At 43.4% G+C, this 16,061-nt stretch carries 12 protein-coding genes and 4 tRNA genes; 3 read left to right on the plus strand and 13 right to left on the minus strand.

Annotated features, from left to right (window positions below):
• The first annotated feature begins 108 nt into the window (after positions 1–108).
• Entirely contained in the window at positions 109–2,577 is a 2,469-nt protein-coding gene (locus R1T43_RS14390; RefSeq protein WP_317355848.1) for a TonB-dependent receptor, read from the plus strand.
• A 213-nt stretch (positions 2,578–2,790) separates the two neighbouring features.
• The gene (locus R1T43_RS14395; RefSeq protein WP_317350081.1) at positions 2,791–4,530 is read left to right on the plus strand and encodes a tannase/feruloyl esterase family alpha/beta hydrolase; all 1,740 of its coding nucleotides are present in this window, start codon (positions 2,791–2,793) and stop codon (positions 4,528–4,530) included.
• Positions 4,531–4,885: 355 nt separating this feature from the next.
• Here R1T43_RS14395 and R1T43_RS14400 read toward each other — a convergent pair whose 3' ends face one another.
• The 8 genes from R1T43_RS14400 to R1T43_RS14435 form a co-directional block, all read right to left on the minus strand.
• Positions 4,886–5,872, minus strand: coding sequence for an aldo/keto reductase (locus R1T43_RS14400; protein WP_317350084.1), 987 nt, complete (start codon positions 5,870–5,872; stop codon positions 4,886–4,888).
• Between the two features lie 17 nt (positions 5,873–5,889).
• Positions 5,890–6,831, minus strand: a complete 942-nt coding sequence (locus R1T43_RS14405) for a Gfo/Idh/MocA family oxidoreductase (RefSeq protein WP_317350087.1) — start codon at positions 6,829–6,831, stop codon at positions 5,890–5,892.
• A gap of 15 nt (positions 6,832–6,846) precedes the next feature.
• Positions 6,847–7,686 (minus strand): class III extradiol dioxygenase subunit beta, encoded by an 840-nt coding sequence (locus R1T43_RS14410; protein ID WP_317350090.1) that lies wholly within the window; start codon positions 7,684–7,686, stop codon positions 6,847–6,849.
• Between the two features lie 2 nt (positions 7,687–7,688).
• Positions 7,689–8,078: a protocatechuate 4,5-dioxygenase subunit alpha gene (ligA, locus tag R1T43_RS14415; protein WP_211069578.1), complete on the minus strand. Its 390-nt coding sequence runs from the start codon at positions 8,076–8,078 to the stop codon at positions 7,689–7,691.
• A gap of 9 nt (positions 8,079–8,087) precedes the next feature.
• Positions 8,088–8,981: an amidohydrolase family protein gene (locus R1T43_RS14420; protein WP_317350094.1), complete on the minus strand. Its 894-nt coding sequence runs from the start codon at positions 8,979–8,981 to the stop codon at positions 8,088–8,090.
• A complete protein-coding gene (locus tag R1T43_RS14425) occupies positions 8,978–9,997 on the minus strand; it encodes an amidohydrolase family protein (protein WP_211069579.1) in 1,020 nt (339 codons plus the stop codon). The genes R1T43_RS14420 and R1T43_RS14425 overlap by 4 nt, the downstream gene beginning before the upstream one ends.
• 108 nt (positions 9,998–10,105) lie before the next feature.
• Complete coding sequence (locus R1T43_RS14430) at positions 10,106–11,197, minus strand: 4-oxalomesaconate tautomerase (protein ID WP_317350098.1); 1,092 nt, start codon at positions 11,195–11,197, stop codon at positions 10,106–10,108.
• Positions 11,198–11,199: 2 nt separating this feature from the next.
• A complete protein-coding gene (locus tag R1T43_RS14435; protein WP_211069581.1) occupies positions 11,200–11,886 on the minus strand; it encodes a 4-carboxy-4-hydroxy-2-oxoadipate aldolase/oxaloacetate decarboxylase in 687 nt (228 codons plus the stop codon).
• Between the two features lie 197 nt (positions 11,887–12,083).
• On the opposite strand from R1T43_RS14435, the gene R1T43_RS14440 reads away from it, so the two are divergent.
• The gene (locus R1T43_RS14440) at positions 12,084–13,214 is read left to right on the plus strand and encodes a LysR family transcriptional regulator (RefSeq protein ID WP_317350102.1); all 1,131 of its coding nucleotides are present in this window, start codon (positions 12,084–12,086) and stop codon (positions 13,212–13,214) included.
• Between the two features lie 512 nt (positions 13,215–13,726).
• On the opposite strand, the gene R1T43_RS14445 is transcribed toward R1T43_RS14440, so the two are convergent.
• The 5 genes from R1T43_RS14445 to R1T43_RS14465 all read right to left on the minus strand — a co-directional run bounded on the left by R1T43_RS14445 (position 13,727) and on the right by R1T43_RS14465 (position 15,768).
• Positions 13,727–13,816: transfer RNA gene (locus R1T43_RS14445), tRNA-Ser, on the minus strand.
• 200 nt (positions 13,817–14,016) lie between these two features.
• Entirely contained in the window at positions 14,017–15,072 is a 1,056-nt protein-coding gene (gene nadA, locus R1T43_RS14450; RefSeq protein ID WP_317350104.1) for a quinolinate synthase NadA, read from the minus strand.
• Between the two features lie 349 nt (positions 15,073–15,421).
• Positions 15,422–15,497, minus strand: a tRNA-Lys gene (locus tag R1T43_RS14455).
• Between the two features lie 95 nt (positions 15,498–15,592).
• Positions 15,593–15,668 (minus strand) — tRNA-Lys (locus tag R1T43_RS14460).
• 24 nt (positions 15,669–15,692) lie between these two features.
• Positions 15,693–15,768 (minus strand) — tRNA-Lys (locus tag R1T43_RS14465).
• Between the last annotated feature and the right edge of the window lie 293 nt (positions 15,769–16,061).

The raw sequence follows: 16,061 nt of genomic DNA on the forward strand, positions 1-16,061 counted from the left end.
CAATATAAGTTAGCACTCACGTTGTTAACATGAAGTTAACAATGATACATGGGATTAACATCTTGTTGTATTCATCAATGTATAATTATTAACAGGAGACCTTCCGTGATGCTATTTTTTACGACTTTATCTACCAACACTAGTCACCCTCGCCAAAGCAAATTAGCCAAATCAGCAGAGTCATCGAAGCATAGCTTCAATGTATTTAATACGAGTGTGATCGCTGCATCGATTGGTTTTGCGTGTATGGCGAACACTGCCTTTGCTCAAGAAGTTGAGCCATCAGAGGAAATACTGACAGATGGTCAATTAGAGGTCATTACAGTGAATGCCAGACGCCGACAAGAAAGTTTGCAAGATACTCCTATTGCAGTATCAGCATTCTCTGCAAAGGAATTGGAGAGGCGTGGAATAGAAAGTACCCAAGATTTAGATAGAGTGACTCCCAGTTTACAATTTGCAACAAGTGGACAATTATCAGGGAACAATTCAGCTGCTGTTGTGTTTATACGAGGTATTGGCCAGCTCGATCCCACTTCTTCGGTTGATCCTGGAGTCGGTATTTATGTCGACGATGTATACATGGGCCGTTCAGCTGGTGGCGCGATGGACTTTAAAGATATTGCCAGTGTTGAAGTTTTACGGGGTCCTCAAGGTACCTTATTTGGGCGCAACACTATTGGCGGCGCGGTGCTAGTGCGAAGTGCTGATCCCTCTGACGATTTTGGGGGTAAAGCGCGGGTTCGTATAGGCGAAGACAACTTAAAAGAAGGCTTTGTTGCGGTGGATTTACCCATTAGTGATGAGTTATTAACACGCTTCTCAGCAGGTATGAGAAAACGTGATGGTTACGTGACCCGTGAATTTGATGGACAAGATTTAGGTAATGATGATACCTACACCTTGAATGGCACTGTTTTATACCAACCCAGCGATAAATTCAAAATGACAATTAGGGGAGACTTTACTGAAGAGGACGAAAATGGTTCACCCTTTGTTTTTGCAGGAGTGAATGAATCGGCGCCAGTCGCCGCCATTGTCAGTGTTGCCGCAGGTTGTCCTGGCGCAACCATTCCTTTTGCGCCCTTAGTTCCCGGCGATCCGCGCTTTGGCGCACCGAATGTACCCAATATTGATGATCCTCGGTGTGCGAATGATTTCCAATACAAAGGTGAATACACCAACGGTGGTAATGCCCCAGTTGAGAGTACATTAACCGCTTGGGGATTATCAGCAGCTTTAGAATGGGAACTTAATAAACAATTTATCGTTAAATCGATTTCCGCTTATCGCTCAACCGAGTGGACAGGGATCCGTGATGCTGATAATACACAGCTTGAATTAATTACCACTGATGTGGCCAGTGATTCAGAGCAATTTTCACAAGAATTCCAAGTACTGTTCGAGAGTGACAAGGTCTCTGGCATAACTGGGTTATATTATTTTGATGAAAGTAGCGACGATAGATTATCTATTTTTCTAGGGTTTCCGCCATCCCCCCCGGTTATTGGATCGCTATTAAATGGTGGCCCTGCCACCCGAGACTTACAAGTGATTCACTTAGAAACTGAAAGTTATGCCATATTTTCTGAATGGGCTTATCCCCTCAGTGACGACCTGAGCTTTTCAGCAGGCTTACGCTATACGGAAGATGATAAGCGCTTTCAGGGAACCATTATGAATCTGTTCCCCTCAACCGCGCCTGATCCATCTCCATTGCCTACTTTGGCTACTAGTGAAGGAGGGCCTTTATTTATTTTTGATGAACTTTTTTCCGATACCTATTCAGCTACCACAGGTTCAGCATCGGTACGCTACAAGTTACAAGACAATATAAACACCTATTTAAGTTACAGCAGCAGTTTTAAATCCGGTGGTTTTAATAGCCGCTACAATGCACCAACACCAGATAATCTACCTATTTCTTTTGGTGAGGAAGAAGTGAGTTCGTGGGAAGTAGGTATTAAGGCTGATGTGACAAAAAATCTGCGTATTAATGCCGCAGCATTCATGTCGGAATATAAAGACATTCAGCTGATATTTCGTCAAGGCGTGGTACCGCTGTTATTCAACGCTGGTTCGGCCTCCATTGATGGTTTCGAGCTCGAGTTTACTTATATTCCTAGCGGCAATTTAATGATTGAAGGCGGCTTTAGTTACTTAAATGACAAAATCGATAGCGTGACTGATATTGATGGTGCCGCAGCGACTATTACACCGGATAATTCATTGCCACTCACCCCAGAATTACAAGGAAATATCGGCGCATCATACGCGGTAGAGGTGGGCAATAATTATGAGCTCACCACAAGAATTGATGTTTCCTATACCGATAGTCAGTATTTTGACTCGAGTAATACTGAGATTGTGGCGCAAAGTGACGCCGTGACCTATGTTACCGCCTCAATGAAACTCGATAATTTAGTCGGTTATTGGGATGTCACTTTAGGTATTAACAACCTAACTGATGAGCGTTTTCTGGAACAAGGCAATGCGTCTTTAGCAACTTTAGGTTATGCGGAAGTGATTTACGCCAGACCAAGAAATTGGTTTTTGTCTTTCTCTACCGAGTTTTAAGATATTGGCACAACGTTTAACCACTAATTAAACGATCCCCCACACACACTTTTTTAACACAAGACTTACACCACTAACATGAAGGGGTGCTGATAATTGCTTTTTGAACGTAGCAATAATGTTCGTGGATGAAAGTTTATAATGGCGCCCCTAACTATCCAATACAAGGGGCTATTTGAGAGAACTTAACCAGACTATAAAAGTGAGAAAACCATGATCCTACGTACGATTAAAGTTGTTGCAATTGGAGCATTAATATCTGGGTTAGCAGCGTGTAACTCTTCAGACGATGATCCACTACCAGTACCGCCTCCTGTGGCAGAGCCAGAACCATTACCACAACTTTCGGCAGCTGTTGGCGCAGCGTTTTCGGGTAACTGTAACGACTTGACAGCAAACCTAAGTGAGCTAGAAAATACTGAAATTACATCTAGTAGCGAGGTAGCTGCCGGTGAATTAACGGTAGCAGGCAATGACATAGCAGCTCATTGTTTAGTTACTGGGAATATGCACCAGCGAGTAAGTTCAGTTGATGGTAACGCCTATGCTATTGGCTTTGAGATGCGTTTACCCATCGATTGGAATGGCCGTTTCTACCATCAGGCGAATGGCGGAATTGACGGTAGAGCCTCTACAGCTATTGGTGGGGGAGGTCCAGGAGGCTTGACTAATGCACTTTATCAGGGCTTTGCAGTCTTAAGTTCTGACGCTGGGCATAGCGGCTCATTAGGGCCTACTTTTGGGGTGGATCCCATTGCTCGATTAGATTACGGTTATACTGCAGTAGAAAAATTAACCCCAATGGCTAAACAGTTGATTTCCCTTGCCTATGGTAAAGGCCCTGATCGTTCTTATTTTGGTGGTTGTTCTAATGGTGGGCGTCATACTTTTAATACCTTTGCACGGATGCCTAACGAATATGATGGCTACTTAGCAGGAGCACCTGGTTTCAGGTTACCTTATGCAGCCATTGCCAATATATTTGGCGCCCAACAATACCACTCTGTTGCCACTGATCCTGACGATCTTTCAACTGGCTTCACCGAAGATGAGCGCGGTATGGTCGCAGCAGCAGCCTTGGTGAAATGTGATGACCTTGACGGAGTGAATGATGGTCAAATTCACGCCTTTGAAGCCTGCCAAGAAATTTTCTCCTTAGACGATGTGCCAACGTGTATAGGTGATCGGGATGGAAGCTGTTTAAGTGCCGCCCAGAAAACAGCAATAGCGCCTATATTTAGTGGCGCCGTTACAAGCACAGGTGAAGAATTCTACGCGCCATTCCCGTTTGATACCGGTATTGCCACAGGAGGCTATGCTCAATGGGAGTTTGATATACCCACAACGCGAGATACAGGAGCGGTTGCCTTTATTTGGGGCGTGCCGGTAGCTGACCCGGCAACCTTTGATGATACCGACTTTGGTTTAAATGGCTCTATTGATGACATGATCACCAGTGTTGAGTCTACAGACGATATTTATACAGAAGCCGCTAACAGTTTTATGATCCCACCGAATAATGGTGAAGAACTATCTGCGGTACGTGAACGTGGTGCCAAGATTATGGTTTATCATGGAATGAGTGATCCGATTTTTTCACCTTTGGATACTGTTAATTGGTACAAGAACCTCAGTGCAAATAATAACGATGACGCAACAGACTTTGCACGTTTGTATATGATACCTGGGATGGGACACTGCTCTGGTGGGCCTGCGGTTGATCAAGTCGACTTATTGACTCCATTGGTAGCCTGGGTCGAAAATGGAACTGCGCCTGACAATCTAGTTGCGACGGCGCGCGGAGCAGGTAATGTAGGTGGTGAAAATGGCGATGTTCCTGCTGATTGGTCTGTAGATCGCTCACGTCCACTATGTCAATATCCGCTAGTTGCACACTACGATAGCAATAGCAGTGGCGATGTTGAGCTGGCTGCCAGCTTTAGTTGTCAGTAGACTAATATTCCATTCAATATAAGGGGCAGATGAAATGAGTCTGCCTCTTTTTTCGTTGAAAATAATCTACTAGAAGGACATTTTACAAAAGTATGCTTGCCAAATATATGTCTATCTAGGCTGGCTCGTTTAGGACTAGCAAGCTATTGTAGACACGTCCAACGAAGAAAATTGTCAAAGTGGTAGTGCTAGCTCACTACTTTATGCTGATTGTTATTATTCAGAATCCTGATTATTTAATACAGTAATGCTGTGCCAGCCTGCCATACCAATTGCAGGCATAAAAGAGGTAAAGCCGGCCAAGATAATTAGTATCCCACTAAGTGGGCGTACCAATTCCGCGGCTAGTGGCCCATTAAAACTCTTCAGTATCAATTTCCACTTGAGTTGCCGCGGGATAACGAGGACCATTGATCTTTTTATAATCAAAGACGTTATCTAATAAGGCTAGCTGTTTCTCGGATAAACTAATCTTACTGGCCGCTATATTTTCGGATAGATGAGATAATTGAGTCGTTCCAGGGATTGGAATAACGTGGTTACCTTGATGTAATAACCAGGCCAAACTCAGCTGCGCCATAGAGCAATTCAACGTTAAACTCATGTCTGAAATGTGGCTTAATAACTCTTGGTTAAGTTTGGCTTGTTCCGGCTGAAAGCGCGGCATACCTTTACGGATATCACCTTGCACCAAAGAGTTTGAATCTTGCACTTGGCCACTTAAAAACCCTCGACCCAAGGGAGAAAATGCCACGAAGGCAACATCTAGCTCTTGGCAGGTATTTAGTACCGCAATCTCGGGGTTACGTGTCCACAAGGAATATTCGGTTTGTAAAGCAGCAATAGGATGCACTTGATGGGCTTTACGTAAAGTGACGGCAGAGACTTCAGATAAACCAATGGCCTTGATCTTACCTTCTGTCACCAGCAGTGCTAACTCCCCCACGCTGTCTTCAATAGGTACATTTTTGTCCCAGCGATGTAAATAATAAAGGTCAATCACATCGGTTTGCAGATTTCTTAAGGACTGTTCAATAGTCGCTCTTATTGTGGCAGGGCGACCATCAATCACGCGTTTGCCATCCACACCTGTCATGCCACACTTACTGGCCAAAAAGAATTTGTTCCTATGGGATTTTAATGCTTTCCCAAGTAGCTTTTCGTTATTACCAAATCCATAAAGGGCAGCAGTGTCAAAGTGATCCACGCCTAAATCAATTGCTTGATGTAAAAATTGAATTGCCTCTTTTTCAGAAGGAGGCGTACCATAGGCATGGCTCAAATTCATGCAGCCCAAGCCAATTGGTTTGAGTTTTTTGTCGGCAATACTGCGCAGTGACATGGTTAGATTCCTGTTTGTTAACTGTTAAGCTGCTGTTCTAAATCGTGCAACACCTTATAACAAGCCAATACTTGACCAACGCTTGAATTAGGCTCACGGCCTTCTTTAATTGCACTAAAAAACTCACGATCTTGCAATTCAATACCGTCCATAGATACATCCACTTTTGATACATCTATGACAGTGCCTTTACCATCCTCTAAATCATCGTAACGGGCAATGTAGGTACCGTTGTCACAGATATAGCGGAAGAAGGTGCCCAGCGGACCATCGTTATTAAATGATAATGACAAAGTACAAATCGCCCCATTTTCAGCTTGCAACTGAATCGACATATCCAGCGCTATGCCTAACTCAGGATGAATTGGCCCTTGTACTGCATTGGCTTTAACAATTTTGCTGCCAGCCTGATATGCAAATAAGTCCACGGTATGAGCGGCATGGTGCCATAACAAATGATCGGTCCAAGAACGGGCTTCCCCTTTGGCATTGATATTTTTACGACGGAAAAAATAAGTTTGCACATCCATTTGTTGGATATTGAGTTCACCAGCGGTAATTTTTTGATTAACCCACTGATGGGAAGGATTAAAACGACGAGTATGACCCACCATGCACGTTAAGCCGGTTTCTTGTTGGGTTTTGACTACCGCTTGAGAGTCAGCCCAGCTATCAGCCAAGGGGATTTCAACTTGTACATGTTTGCCCGCTTGCATACAAAGAATAGATTGCTCAGCATGTTGCTGGGTAGGCGTGCATAGAATGACTGCATCAGCTTCTATTTTTAATGCCTCTTCTAAGCTGGTAAAAGTTTGTGCAATACCGTATTCATCAGCGACTTTTTGAGTCTTGTCTGGTGTGCGGCCTACTAAGGCGACGACTTCAACACCGTCGATATTTTTTATACCGTTTAAATGTTTTATACCAAAGGCACCTGGGCCTACTACTATTACTTTCATGTTAACTCTCCAAATCTATTTATTTTCTAACACCAGGTGGCCAACAGCCGTGTTTGAGGCGGGTACATGATAAAAGCGCTGTTTTACGTCAACATTGTCATTCAAAGCACCACGCATAATAAGCCACATGATTAACTCTATGCCTTCAGAACCTGCCAAATTGATGTAATCAAGATGGGGTTTTAAAGCTAGATTTTCAGGGTCATTCACAATGTCATCTAAAAATGCATTATCAAATTCTTTATTAATTAAACCAGCTCGTGGGCCTTGTAATTGGTGGCTCATCCCGCCCGTCCCCCAAATTTGTACATTTAGGTTTTCATCGAAACTTTCTACCGCTTTACGCAATGCTTTACCTAGGTTGTAGCAACGTTGACCTGATGGTGTAGGGTAAAGCACCACATTCACAGCAATGGGAATGACTTTACAAGGCCAGTTTTCTGGCTGTCCAAACATGAGTGACAATGGCACAGTTAATCCATGGTCAACATCTAAGGTATTCACTACTGTTAAATCAAAATCATCTTGGATTACCGACTGCGCAATGTGGGAAGCAAATTCAGGATGACCCTGAACATTAGGTACTGGACGCGGCCCCCAGCCTTCATCGGCAGGTTTAAATTCTTCGCCCGTTGCTATAGCGAAAGTCGGTACCAAATTAGAATCGAAGGCGGTAGCATGGTCGTTATAAACAAGTAAAACCACATCAGGTTTTTGTATTTTTATCCATTCTTTAGCGTATTCATAACCATCAAAAAGAGGTTTCCAATAGTCATTTTGTGTCAAACCATTATCGATAGCGGCCCCAATAGCTGGTACATGAGATGTCGCCACACCTGCTTTAATTTTAGCCATTGTTAACTATCCTTCTGTAGTGTGTTGCTGCTATCGGGAACTCGTCCACCTGACAACATCATTTGCGCATATTCTTCTTGCGTCATACCAGTCATCGTTGATGCTGCAGCTTGAAAACTAATACCGTCACTTGAAAATATTTTTGCCAGAAAATAGATATTGCCTCCATGGCTCATCATTTGATTATAATCTCGCGCCATGACCGCTTCTTTTTGTGCTTCACTCATTGGCCATTCATCAAGATAGGCTTTTTCATTCTGCTTGAATTTTTCGCGATTAGGCGCTTTCATTAATGACATACAAAACTGGTTTAAATGAAACCCTAAACGTGCCATATCGGCATCAAATATGGTGGTACCCGGCACATTTTTATAAGGTTTATCGATAGCCATCTGTGTTCCTTATTTCGACCAATACAAACGCATTGGATTATCGATTAATAGCTTTTGCTGTAACTCAGCAGTGGGTGCAAAAAGTGGGATCATGTCCACTAATTTACCGTCATCTGGCATATGACTTTTCATATTTGGATGAGGCCAGTCAGTCCCCCATAAAACACGGTCGGGGAAGTGTTCAACCACTTTACGAGCAAAAGGCACAACGTCTAGATAATTGTTGTCAGGACCTACAATAGAGATGCGTTCAGGACAACTGACCTTCGACCATACATTGTCATTTTCTTGCATAAATTTTAGGAATAATGCGAAGTCTTCACCATCTACAGGTTTACTCACATCTGGACGCCCCATATGATCAACGACTAAGGTGGTAGGCAAACTCGTAAAGAAGTCATATAGCTCAGGTAAATCTTGACTTTCAAAGTAGATCACTATGTGCCAATCTCGGCTAACAATTCGATCGGCAATTCGCTTTAAGGAATCAAAAGGCAGTGCATCAACTAAACGTTTTACGAAATTAAAGCGTACACCTCGCACACCAGCTGCGTGCAATTTATCAAGCTCAGCTTCTGTAATATCTTCTTTTATAGTCGCTACGCCGCGGGCCAAACCATTTGAGGCTTCTAAGGCATCAACCAAAGCACTATTATCAGCCCCATGGCATGTCGCCTGTACTATTACATTGCGGCTAAACCCTAAATATTGTCGTAGGTCCCAAAGTTGCTGCTTTGATGCATCACATGGGGTGTACTTACGCTCAGGAGCAAAACCAAATTCACTACCTGGACCAAATACATGACAATGAGCGTCAACTGCACCTGCGGGTACCTGAAAACTAGGTTTTGACGGTGATTGATGCCAGTGCAGCCAATTGGCATCCATTACAAATTCACTCACAATCCCATCCCCTTTAATTTTTTATCTAACCCCGGATACACTCGACGGGCATTACCTGAATATATTTGTGTACGTTGTGCTTCAGTCAGATTTAAACCGTCTACATAACGTTTGGTATCATCAAAATAGTGACCCGTTTCTGGATCTATGCCACGTACGGCACCTATCATTTCTGAACCAAACAATATATTTTTAAGGTCGATAACTTTAAACAGCAAATCGATGCCCGGCTGATGATAAACACAGGTATCAAAATACACGTTATTCATTACATGTTCTCGCAAAGGTGGCTGTTTAAGCATATCCGCTAAGCCACGATAACGGCCCCAATGGTATGGTACAGCGCCGCCACCATGAGGAATAATAAAACGTAATTCTGGGAAATCTTTGAATAAATTTCCTTCCAAGAACTGCATAAATGCTGTGGTATCGGCATTCATGTAATGAGCACCTGTAGCATGAAAATTAGCATTACATGAACCTGATACATGGATCATTGCTGGCACATCTAACTCAACCATTTTTTCGTAAAACGGATACCAACTAGGGTCTGTTAATGGTGCCGAATTCCAATGCCCACCAGATGGATCTGGGTTCAAATTACAACCGACGAAACCTTTTTCAGTCACGCAACGTTCTAATTCTTCGATTGAGTTTTTAATGGGAACACCTACCGATTGTGGCAATTGGCAAACACCAATAAAGCGTTCAGGGTACAAATCAACAACTCGTGCAATTAAATCATTACAAGCACTGGTCCATTGCTTAGATACAGCTTCGTCACCAATATGATGAGCCATAGCAGACGCTCTCGGCGAAAAGATTGTCATGTCTAAACCGCGTTCATCAAGCAATTTAATTTGATTCTTTTCTATGCTCTCACGGATTTGGTCATCGCTAATAAACGGTACTTCAGGTAATGCTTTACCTGCTTTAAACGCCTTAATTTGAGCTTCACGAAAAAGCTGTAACGGCTCTGGCGCTGTTGTGTAATGGCCGTGGCAATCAATGATCATATTATATTCCTTTTGATTCGGGGACTGGTTTGTTTCTCCGAAATAACATTAATAATTAGCAGCCATGGCTTGCTAATTTGCGATGGCTAACTAATTCGCCATGGCTTGCTAATTCACCATGGCTTCGCCACGCATCAACAACCGGGCGGTACGTAATAAAGCGGCGCGATGAATTGTAAAGTGATTGATGTTGGCACTGCCGCTCACTTCCATTTCTACATTAAATTGACCAGTAGGATGTTCGACTACTATTTCTACGCTGCCATCGGCAAAGTTTTGTTGTAATAAATCGTGGACAACAGTGCCCTTCAGCACACAGGCAGTAGCGACACTGACCGATCCTAAGACACCTATAGCATCATGTACCCTGTGGGGAATAAAGCTTCGAGTATTCAGTAAACCACCATGTAAAGGTTTAGAAATTAGAGTCATTTTGGGAACGGTTTTTTTACTGACATCACCTAAATTCATTAACTCCCCCGCTTGTAAACGGATAGCTTCAATTTTTTCTTTGAGGCTTTGATCGGACTCTAATTCAGCGGGCGATTCATGCCCTAACAAACCAAAATCACCGGCCTTGAGCAATACCACTGGCATGCCATTATCGATACAAGTCACAGCAATATCATTTATCAGGTCTTGGCTATTACCACTCGGGAACAAGCTGCCACAACTAGAACCTGCAATATCCAAAAAGTCGATTAATATTGGTGCACTAGCACCGGGAACGCCGTCTATTTTAGCTTCGCCGGTATAGGTCACTTTACCTTGTGGGGTTTGTACTCGTGTCACTGCATTAGAACCGGTATTGAGCATATGAATACGCACATCGGTATAGTTGTCTTTAGCTGCCACTAAACCTTGCTCTATGGCAAAAGGACCGACTCCGGCAAGAATATTCCCGCAATTTTGCGCGTCACTGACCTGAGCTTTATCCACCATCACTTGAAGAAACAAATAATCCACATCTGCATCGGCGCGAGTTGATTTACTCACAATAGCCACTTTGCTGGTAAGAGGATGACCGCCTCCCAAACCATCAATTTGGCGATCATCTGGTGAGCCCATTAGACTCAGTAATAGTGGGTCGCGTAAAGCAGGCTCAGCAGGCAAGTCTGAGGCAAGAAAATACAAGCCCTTAGACGTGCCACCACGCATGATGTAACAGGGGACAACTTGTCGGTCATGGTTTACATGCATCACTATTGCTCATCGAACTTAACGTATACCAAACCTTTGGCAGCAAGACGTTCACGCATGTTATAGATATCTAGGCCTAACTCCCCCTTTTCAAATCGCAGTCGTTTCGACTCTTCATTGGCAATGCGTTGCTCTACTTTCGACATGACACTCTCTGCTTCTTCCCGTTGCACCACAACCACGCCATCTTCATCGGCAACAATCATGTCGCCAGGACGGATATAAGCCCCAGCGCAAGTCATAGGTACGTTGACATTGGCAATGGTTTCTTTAACACAACCTTGGGAGAAAATGGCTTTTGACCAGACAGGGAAATTCATCTCTGTAAGGGTGGCAGTGTCACGCACTCCTCCTTCTATGATCAAACCGAGTACCCCACGCGCTTTAAGGGAGGTCGCTAATAAATCGCCAAAAAAACCATCAACACTAGGGCTGGTTGGTTTAACTACTAGTACATCACCTGGTTGACATTGTTCAACCGCAACATGGATCATCCAGTTATCACCAGGTGCGACTTCGCAGGTGATTGCTGGGCCGGCAATTTTAGCTGGTTTATAAATAGGTCGCATATATTCAGACAAGAGGCCTTTTCGCCCTTGCGCCTCGTGCACTGTAGCGACTTCAGCACCTTGATACTTAGCCACCACTGTGTTGTCTGGACGAGGAATATCAGTTACACAAATTGCCATAAATTCACCTAGAAAAGTCATTTAACGATAATGAGTATGGCCCAAGCCTACGCACAAATAACTTTAGAAAGCTGTCTTAGGCCATTAATTTTTTCTATAATGAAATGATTACTCTGTTAAAAGTTTTTAAGTATCTTTATATGCACATCAATACACGGCATTTACTTTGCGCCCTAAAGATAAAGGAATTTGGCACTTTGAGTGAGGCTGCTAGTCAAATCCATTTGACTCAATCTGCTCTCACCCAAGGTATTAATAAGTTAGAATCTGGGCTTGGTCATACACTTTTTAATCGCTCCCATGCAGGTATGCAACCTACTGAAGTCGGTGAGCTATTTTTGTTGCGTATAGAGCGTGCCTTTGAACACTTACACGAATTTGTCAGCATTTTATTTGCCAACGACAAAGCGAAACGCCAAACTTTTATACGCGCAATCACTAGTCGGCAACTGACAGCATTGCTCCACGTTGTAGAATTACAAAGTTATACCGCCGCCGCTCAATACTTAGGTTTGTCGCAACCTACTTTGCACCGCACCATCAAAGACCTTGAACAGTTTTGTGAACAAGCTTTATTGCAACGCTCTCCAACTGGCGTAGAACCCACTTGGCGCGCCAAACAACTGCGGCGTTACGCCAGTTTGTTTTTTGCAGAATTACAGCAAGGCATCGACGAAATGCATGAGTTTAATGGTCAAGTAAACGGTTCATTGCGCATAGGTAGTTTGCCTTTGGCTCGATCAGAGATTGTTCCCTTAGCAGTTTTACAGCTTAATGATGAGTTCCCCGAAGCGAGTATATCTATTGTAGATGGCCCCTACGGCGAGCAATTTAATAGCTTGTTACATGGGCAACTAGATTTAATAGTGGGTGCCCTACGCTCCCCCAGTCCAGATACCATGCAGCGCCAGTTGTTTAAGGATCAACTCAGTATAGTAGTGAAAGCTAATCATCCGCTGGTAACGCGCCAATCCATCACAGCAACCGAATTACAACAGTTCGATTGGGTAGCGCCAGCTAAAAGCACACCAGCACGTCATGTATTCAGCCAGATTTTTGTGAGCAGAGGCTTAGCGCCGCCATCCCATGTGATTGAATGTAGCTCTTTAGTAGCGGTGCGTGGCATTTTGCTTAACAGCGAACGCGCAGCTTTGTTACCCGCCCGACAAGTAGAAGTGGAAGTCCGCGCTGGCTTGCTTGCTGTTTGCCCTATGACTTTACCTGATACAGATAGAGAGATAGGCTTAACTATGCGTAAAAATTGGCAGCCAACGAAAATGCAAAGTAGATTTTTAGAGATTATTCAAATGATTGTAAAAAACTCTTAAAGTGTCCTGGTGCTTCTCGAAGTCATTACATTTAACCGTTGGTGATGTTTAAAGTTGCTCAATTAATGCTTTCTATGGTTTTCACATGGAGTTCTTAAGGTAAAGGTGTGAGCTCGCCAATTTGGGGGACCCACGAAACTGTAGGTGCCTTTTTACAGGTTATCTGCGCTTACTTTTTGATTATTTGGTTCAACTTTATCCATGTTTATATCCTTGTCTTTTATCAAATTACACTTGATGTGAAGAGCAAGCCATCTCGCGGTGTCATAGTCGGTAGTACCCTACGAAGCAACGAAATACTTGTCTTTAAGACAAACATGACATGTTTGATCAAAATTTCCGTATCGGATTCGAAAAAATAATTAGACGAGTTTTTGAATTTATATAGGTAAGTTGGTGAGCGGTTTTACATGCTTCTCTGCCTTTTTGTGACAGAGTTCTGTGACAGAGTATATTCTTAACCAAGAATCAAATACAACGAAGCCCCATAAATACGGGGCTTTTTGTTTATTTGGCGGAGAGAGAGGGATTCGAACCCTCGTTAGGTTTAACCCTAAACACACTTTCCAGGCGTGCGCCTTCAGCCACTCAGCCACCTCTCCAAATTTTGTGCTATCTGCAATGAATGCAAACAGCGAATTACTGCTAAGGCGATTAGTAAGTATTCACGCTATAAACTCTATGCGGCGAACAATTAACCTTGAGCGCGCGTATAGTAGGTAAAGCGAGTGCCTTTATCAAGACGTTGCGTAAAAAAACACGCTAACTGCTGATTTATTACTCGCCTTTACCTTATTAAACGTTATAGCCCGCCTTTTGCTTTCAATTCTTCCGAAAAATTGAGCATACGGTCGAGTGGGATTAAAGCGCCCTCACGCAGGCTGTCGTCAACGAATATCTCATGGCCTTCATACGTTACCCCTAAAGAAGCTTTTATCGCCTCAAGGCCGTTCATGGCCATCCACGGGCAATGGGCACAGCTCTTACACGTCGCCCCGTTTCCACCTGTAGGTGCTTCAATAAACGTTTTGTTTGGCGTGAGTTGCTGCATTTTATAAAAAATGCCTTTATCGGTCGCCACAATGAAGGTGTCATTATCCATGGTTTGCGACGCTTTAATTAGCTGGCTGGTTGAGCCTACTGCGTCTGCCATGTCTACCACACTGGCGGGTGATTCAGGGTGAACCAATACCGCTGCATTAGGGTATAGCGCTTTCATGTCAGCCAGCTTCTGTGCTGAGAACTCATCATGAACAATACATTCGCCCTGCCACATCAACATTTCTGCGCCAGTTTGTTTGGCAATGTACGAACCTAAGTGACGATCAGGGCCCCAAATAATTTTTTTGCCTTGGCTATCTAGGTGCTCAACAATCTCTAACGCAATACTAGAGGTTACCACCCAGTCGGCACGAGCTTTAACCGCGGCAGAGGTATTGGCGTATACCACAACAGTATGATCGGGGTGTGCATCACAAAACGCACTGAATTCTTCGATAGGACAACCGATATCTAGTGAACAGGTTGCTTCTAGTGTAGGCATTAGCACGGTTTTTTCTGGGCTAAGAATTTTTGCCGTCTCACCCATGAAGCGAACGCCCGCCACGATAAGGGTTTGTTCTGCTGCATCACGACCAAAGCGCGCCATTTCTAGCGAATCAGCCACACAACCACCAGTCTCTTCAGCTAATGCCTGAATTTCAGGATCGGTATAGTAATGCGCAACCAGCACAGCGTTTCGCTGTTTAAGCAAAGATTTAATCTCAGCTTTAAGCGCCGCTCTACGGGCATCTGATAATGGCTGTGGTTTAGCGGGAAAAGGATACTCTACCTGTTCCACTCGAAAGGCTACTGACATTGACCTACATCTCGGTTGTGACAAGGCCGTGGATTATACCCGACTGTCATAAAAAATACATACTACTTAGTTAAGGATGATTGACTAATTTTCAACCATGCCATCCTAAAAATCTGAGTTATAGATAAAAGAATTTGCCGTAAAGCGATTACGCGAATTGATATGAATTGATATGAATTGATATGAATTGATATTTAGTTAGTCGTCGCGAATCTGATAAAGCGGAGGAATTTAACTTGTATATTTCGCGCTGTAGCGAGCTTAACTTAGTATGATAATCGGTATAAGGGATTCGTGAAGATAACGATTCTTGAATTTGAGGCTTGGTAGAAAGCACTATAAGAAATGATGGTGGGTCGTGCTGGATTCGAACCAGCGACCAATTGATTAAAAGTCAACTGCTCTACCAGCTGAGCTAACGACCCATCAAATAACACATTTACTACTCACACATTCACAAGTGAAGCGGTGAGCAAACAAGCTGTTGGTATTAGCTTGATTGTACTTCGCTTTCAAATGATGGTGGGTCGTGCTGGATTCGAACCAGCGACCAATTGATTAAAAGTCAACTGCTCTACCAGCTGAGCTAACGACCCGTCATTTGGAGCCAGGAGAAGAATTGGTGGGTCGTGCTGGATTCGAACCAGCGACCAATTGATTAAAAGTCAACTGCTCTACCAGCTGAGCTAACGACCCAATCTTTCCTGTTGTTGCCTGTGTCTTGGCAACGGCGGCATATAATACTCAGATTTTTTTCTGACGCAACCCAAAAGGCGTTTTTATTTTGATTTTTGTAGTAAAAAGCATTCAACCGCTCAAAATCAACACAAATCGCGCATAATTCCTACCACAAAACCTGCATTAAACTTTTTTTGACCGAAAAATTACTACCGAATTAAGTCTAAAAAAATGCGTGTTTTTTGGAATTTCTTTGAAAATATACTCATAAATATTGTGACTGGTTCAGTACAACAGAGGTATAAAATTTC

This window comes from Alteromonas sp. CI.11.F.A3, from assembly GCF_032925565.1.
In the GTDB taxonomy this organism is placed as follows: domain Bacteria; phylum Pseudomonadota; class Gammaproteobacteria; order Enterobacterales; family Alteromonadaceae; genus Alteromonas.

Bases quoted from the DNA above. Each gene is read 5' to 3' on its own strand.
- R1T43_RS14410 (WP_317350090.1), bottom strand. From the start codon at position 7,686: ATGGCTAAAATTAAAGCAGGTGTGGCGACATCTCATGTACCAGCTATT.
- R1T43_RS14400 (WP_317350084.1), bottom strand. From the start codon at position 5,872: ATGTCACTGCGCAGTATTGCCGACAAAAAACTCAAACCAATTGGCTTG.
- R1T43_RS14405 (WP_317350087.1), bottom strand. From the start codon at position 6,831: ATGAAAGTAATAGTAGTAGGCCCAGGTGCCTTTGGTATAAAACATTTA.
- nadA (WP_317350104.1), bottom strand. From the start codon at position 15,072: ATGTCAGTAGCCTTTCGAGTGGAACAGGTAGAGTATCCTTTTCCCGCT.
- R1T43_RS14430 (WP_317350098.1), bottom strand. From the start codon at position 11,197: ATGCATGTAAACCATGACCGACAAGTTGTCCCCTGTTACATCATGCGT.
- ligA (WP_211069578.1), bottom strand. From the start codon at position 8,078: ATGGCTATCGATAAACCTTATAAAAATGTGCCGGGTACCACCATATTT.
- R1T43_RS14390 (WP_317355848.1), top strand. From the start codon at position 109: ATGCTATTTTTTACGACTTTATCTACCAACACTAGTCACCCTCGCCAA.
- R1T43_RS14395 (WP_317350081.1), top strand. From the start codon at position 2,791: ATGATCCTACGTACGATTAAAGTTGTTGCAATTGGAGCATTAATATCT.
- R1T43_RS14425 (WP_211069579.1), bottom strand. From the start codon at position 9,997: ATGATCATTGATTGCCACGGCCATTACACAACAGCGCCAGAGCCGTTA.
- R1T43_RS14435 (WP_211069581.1), bottom strand. From the start codon at position 11,886: ATGGCAATTTGTGTAACTGATATTCCTCGTCCAGACAACACAGTGGTG.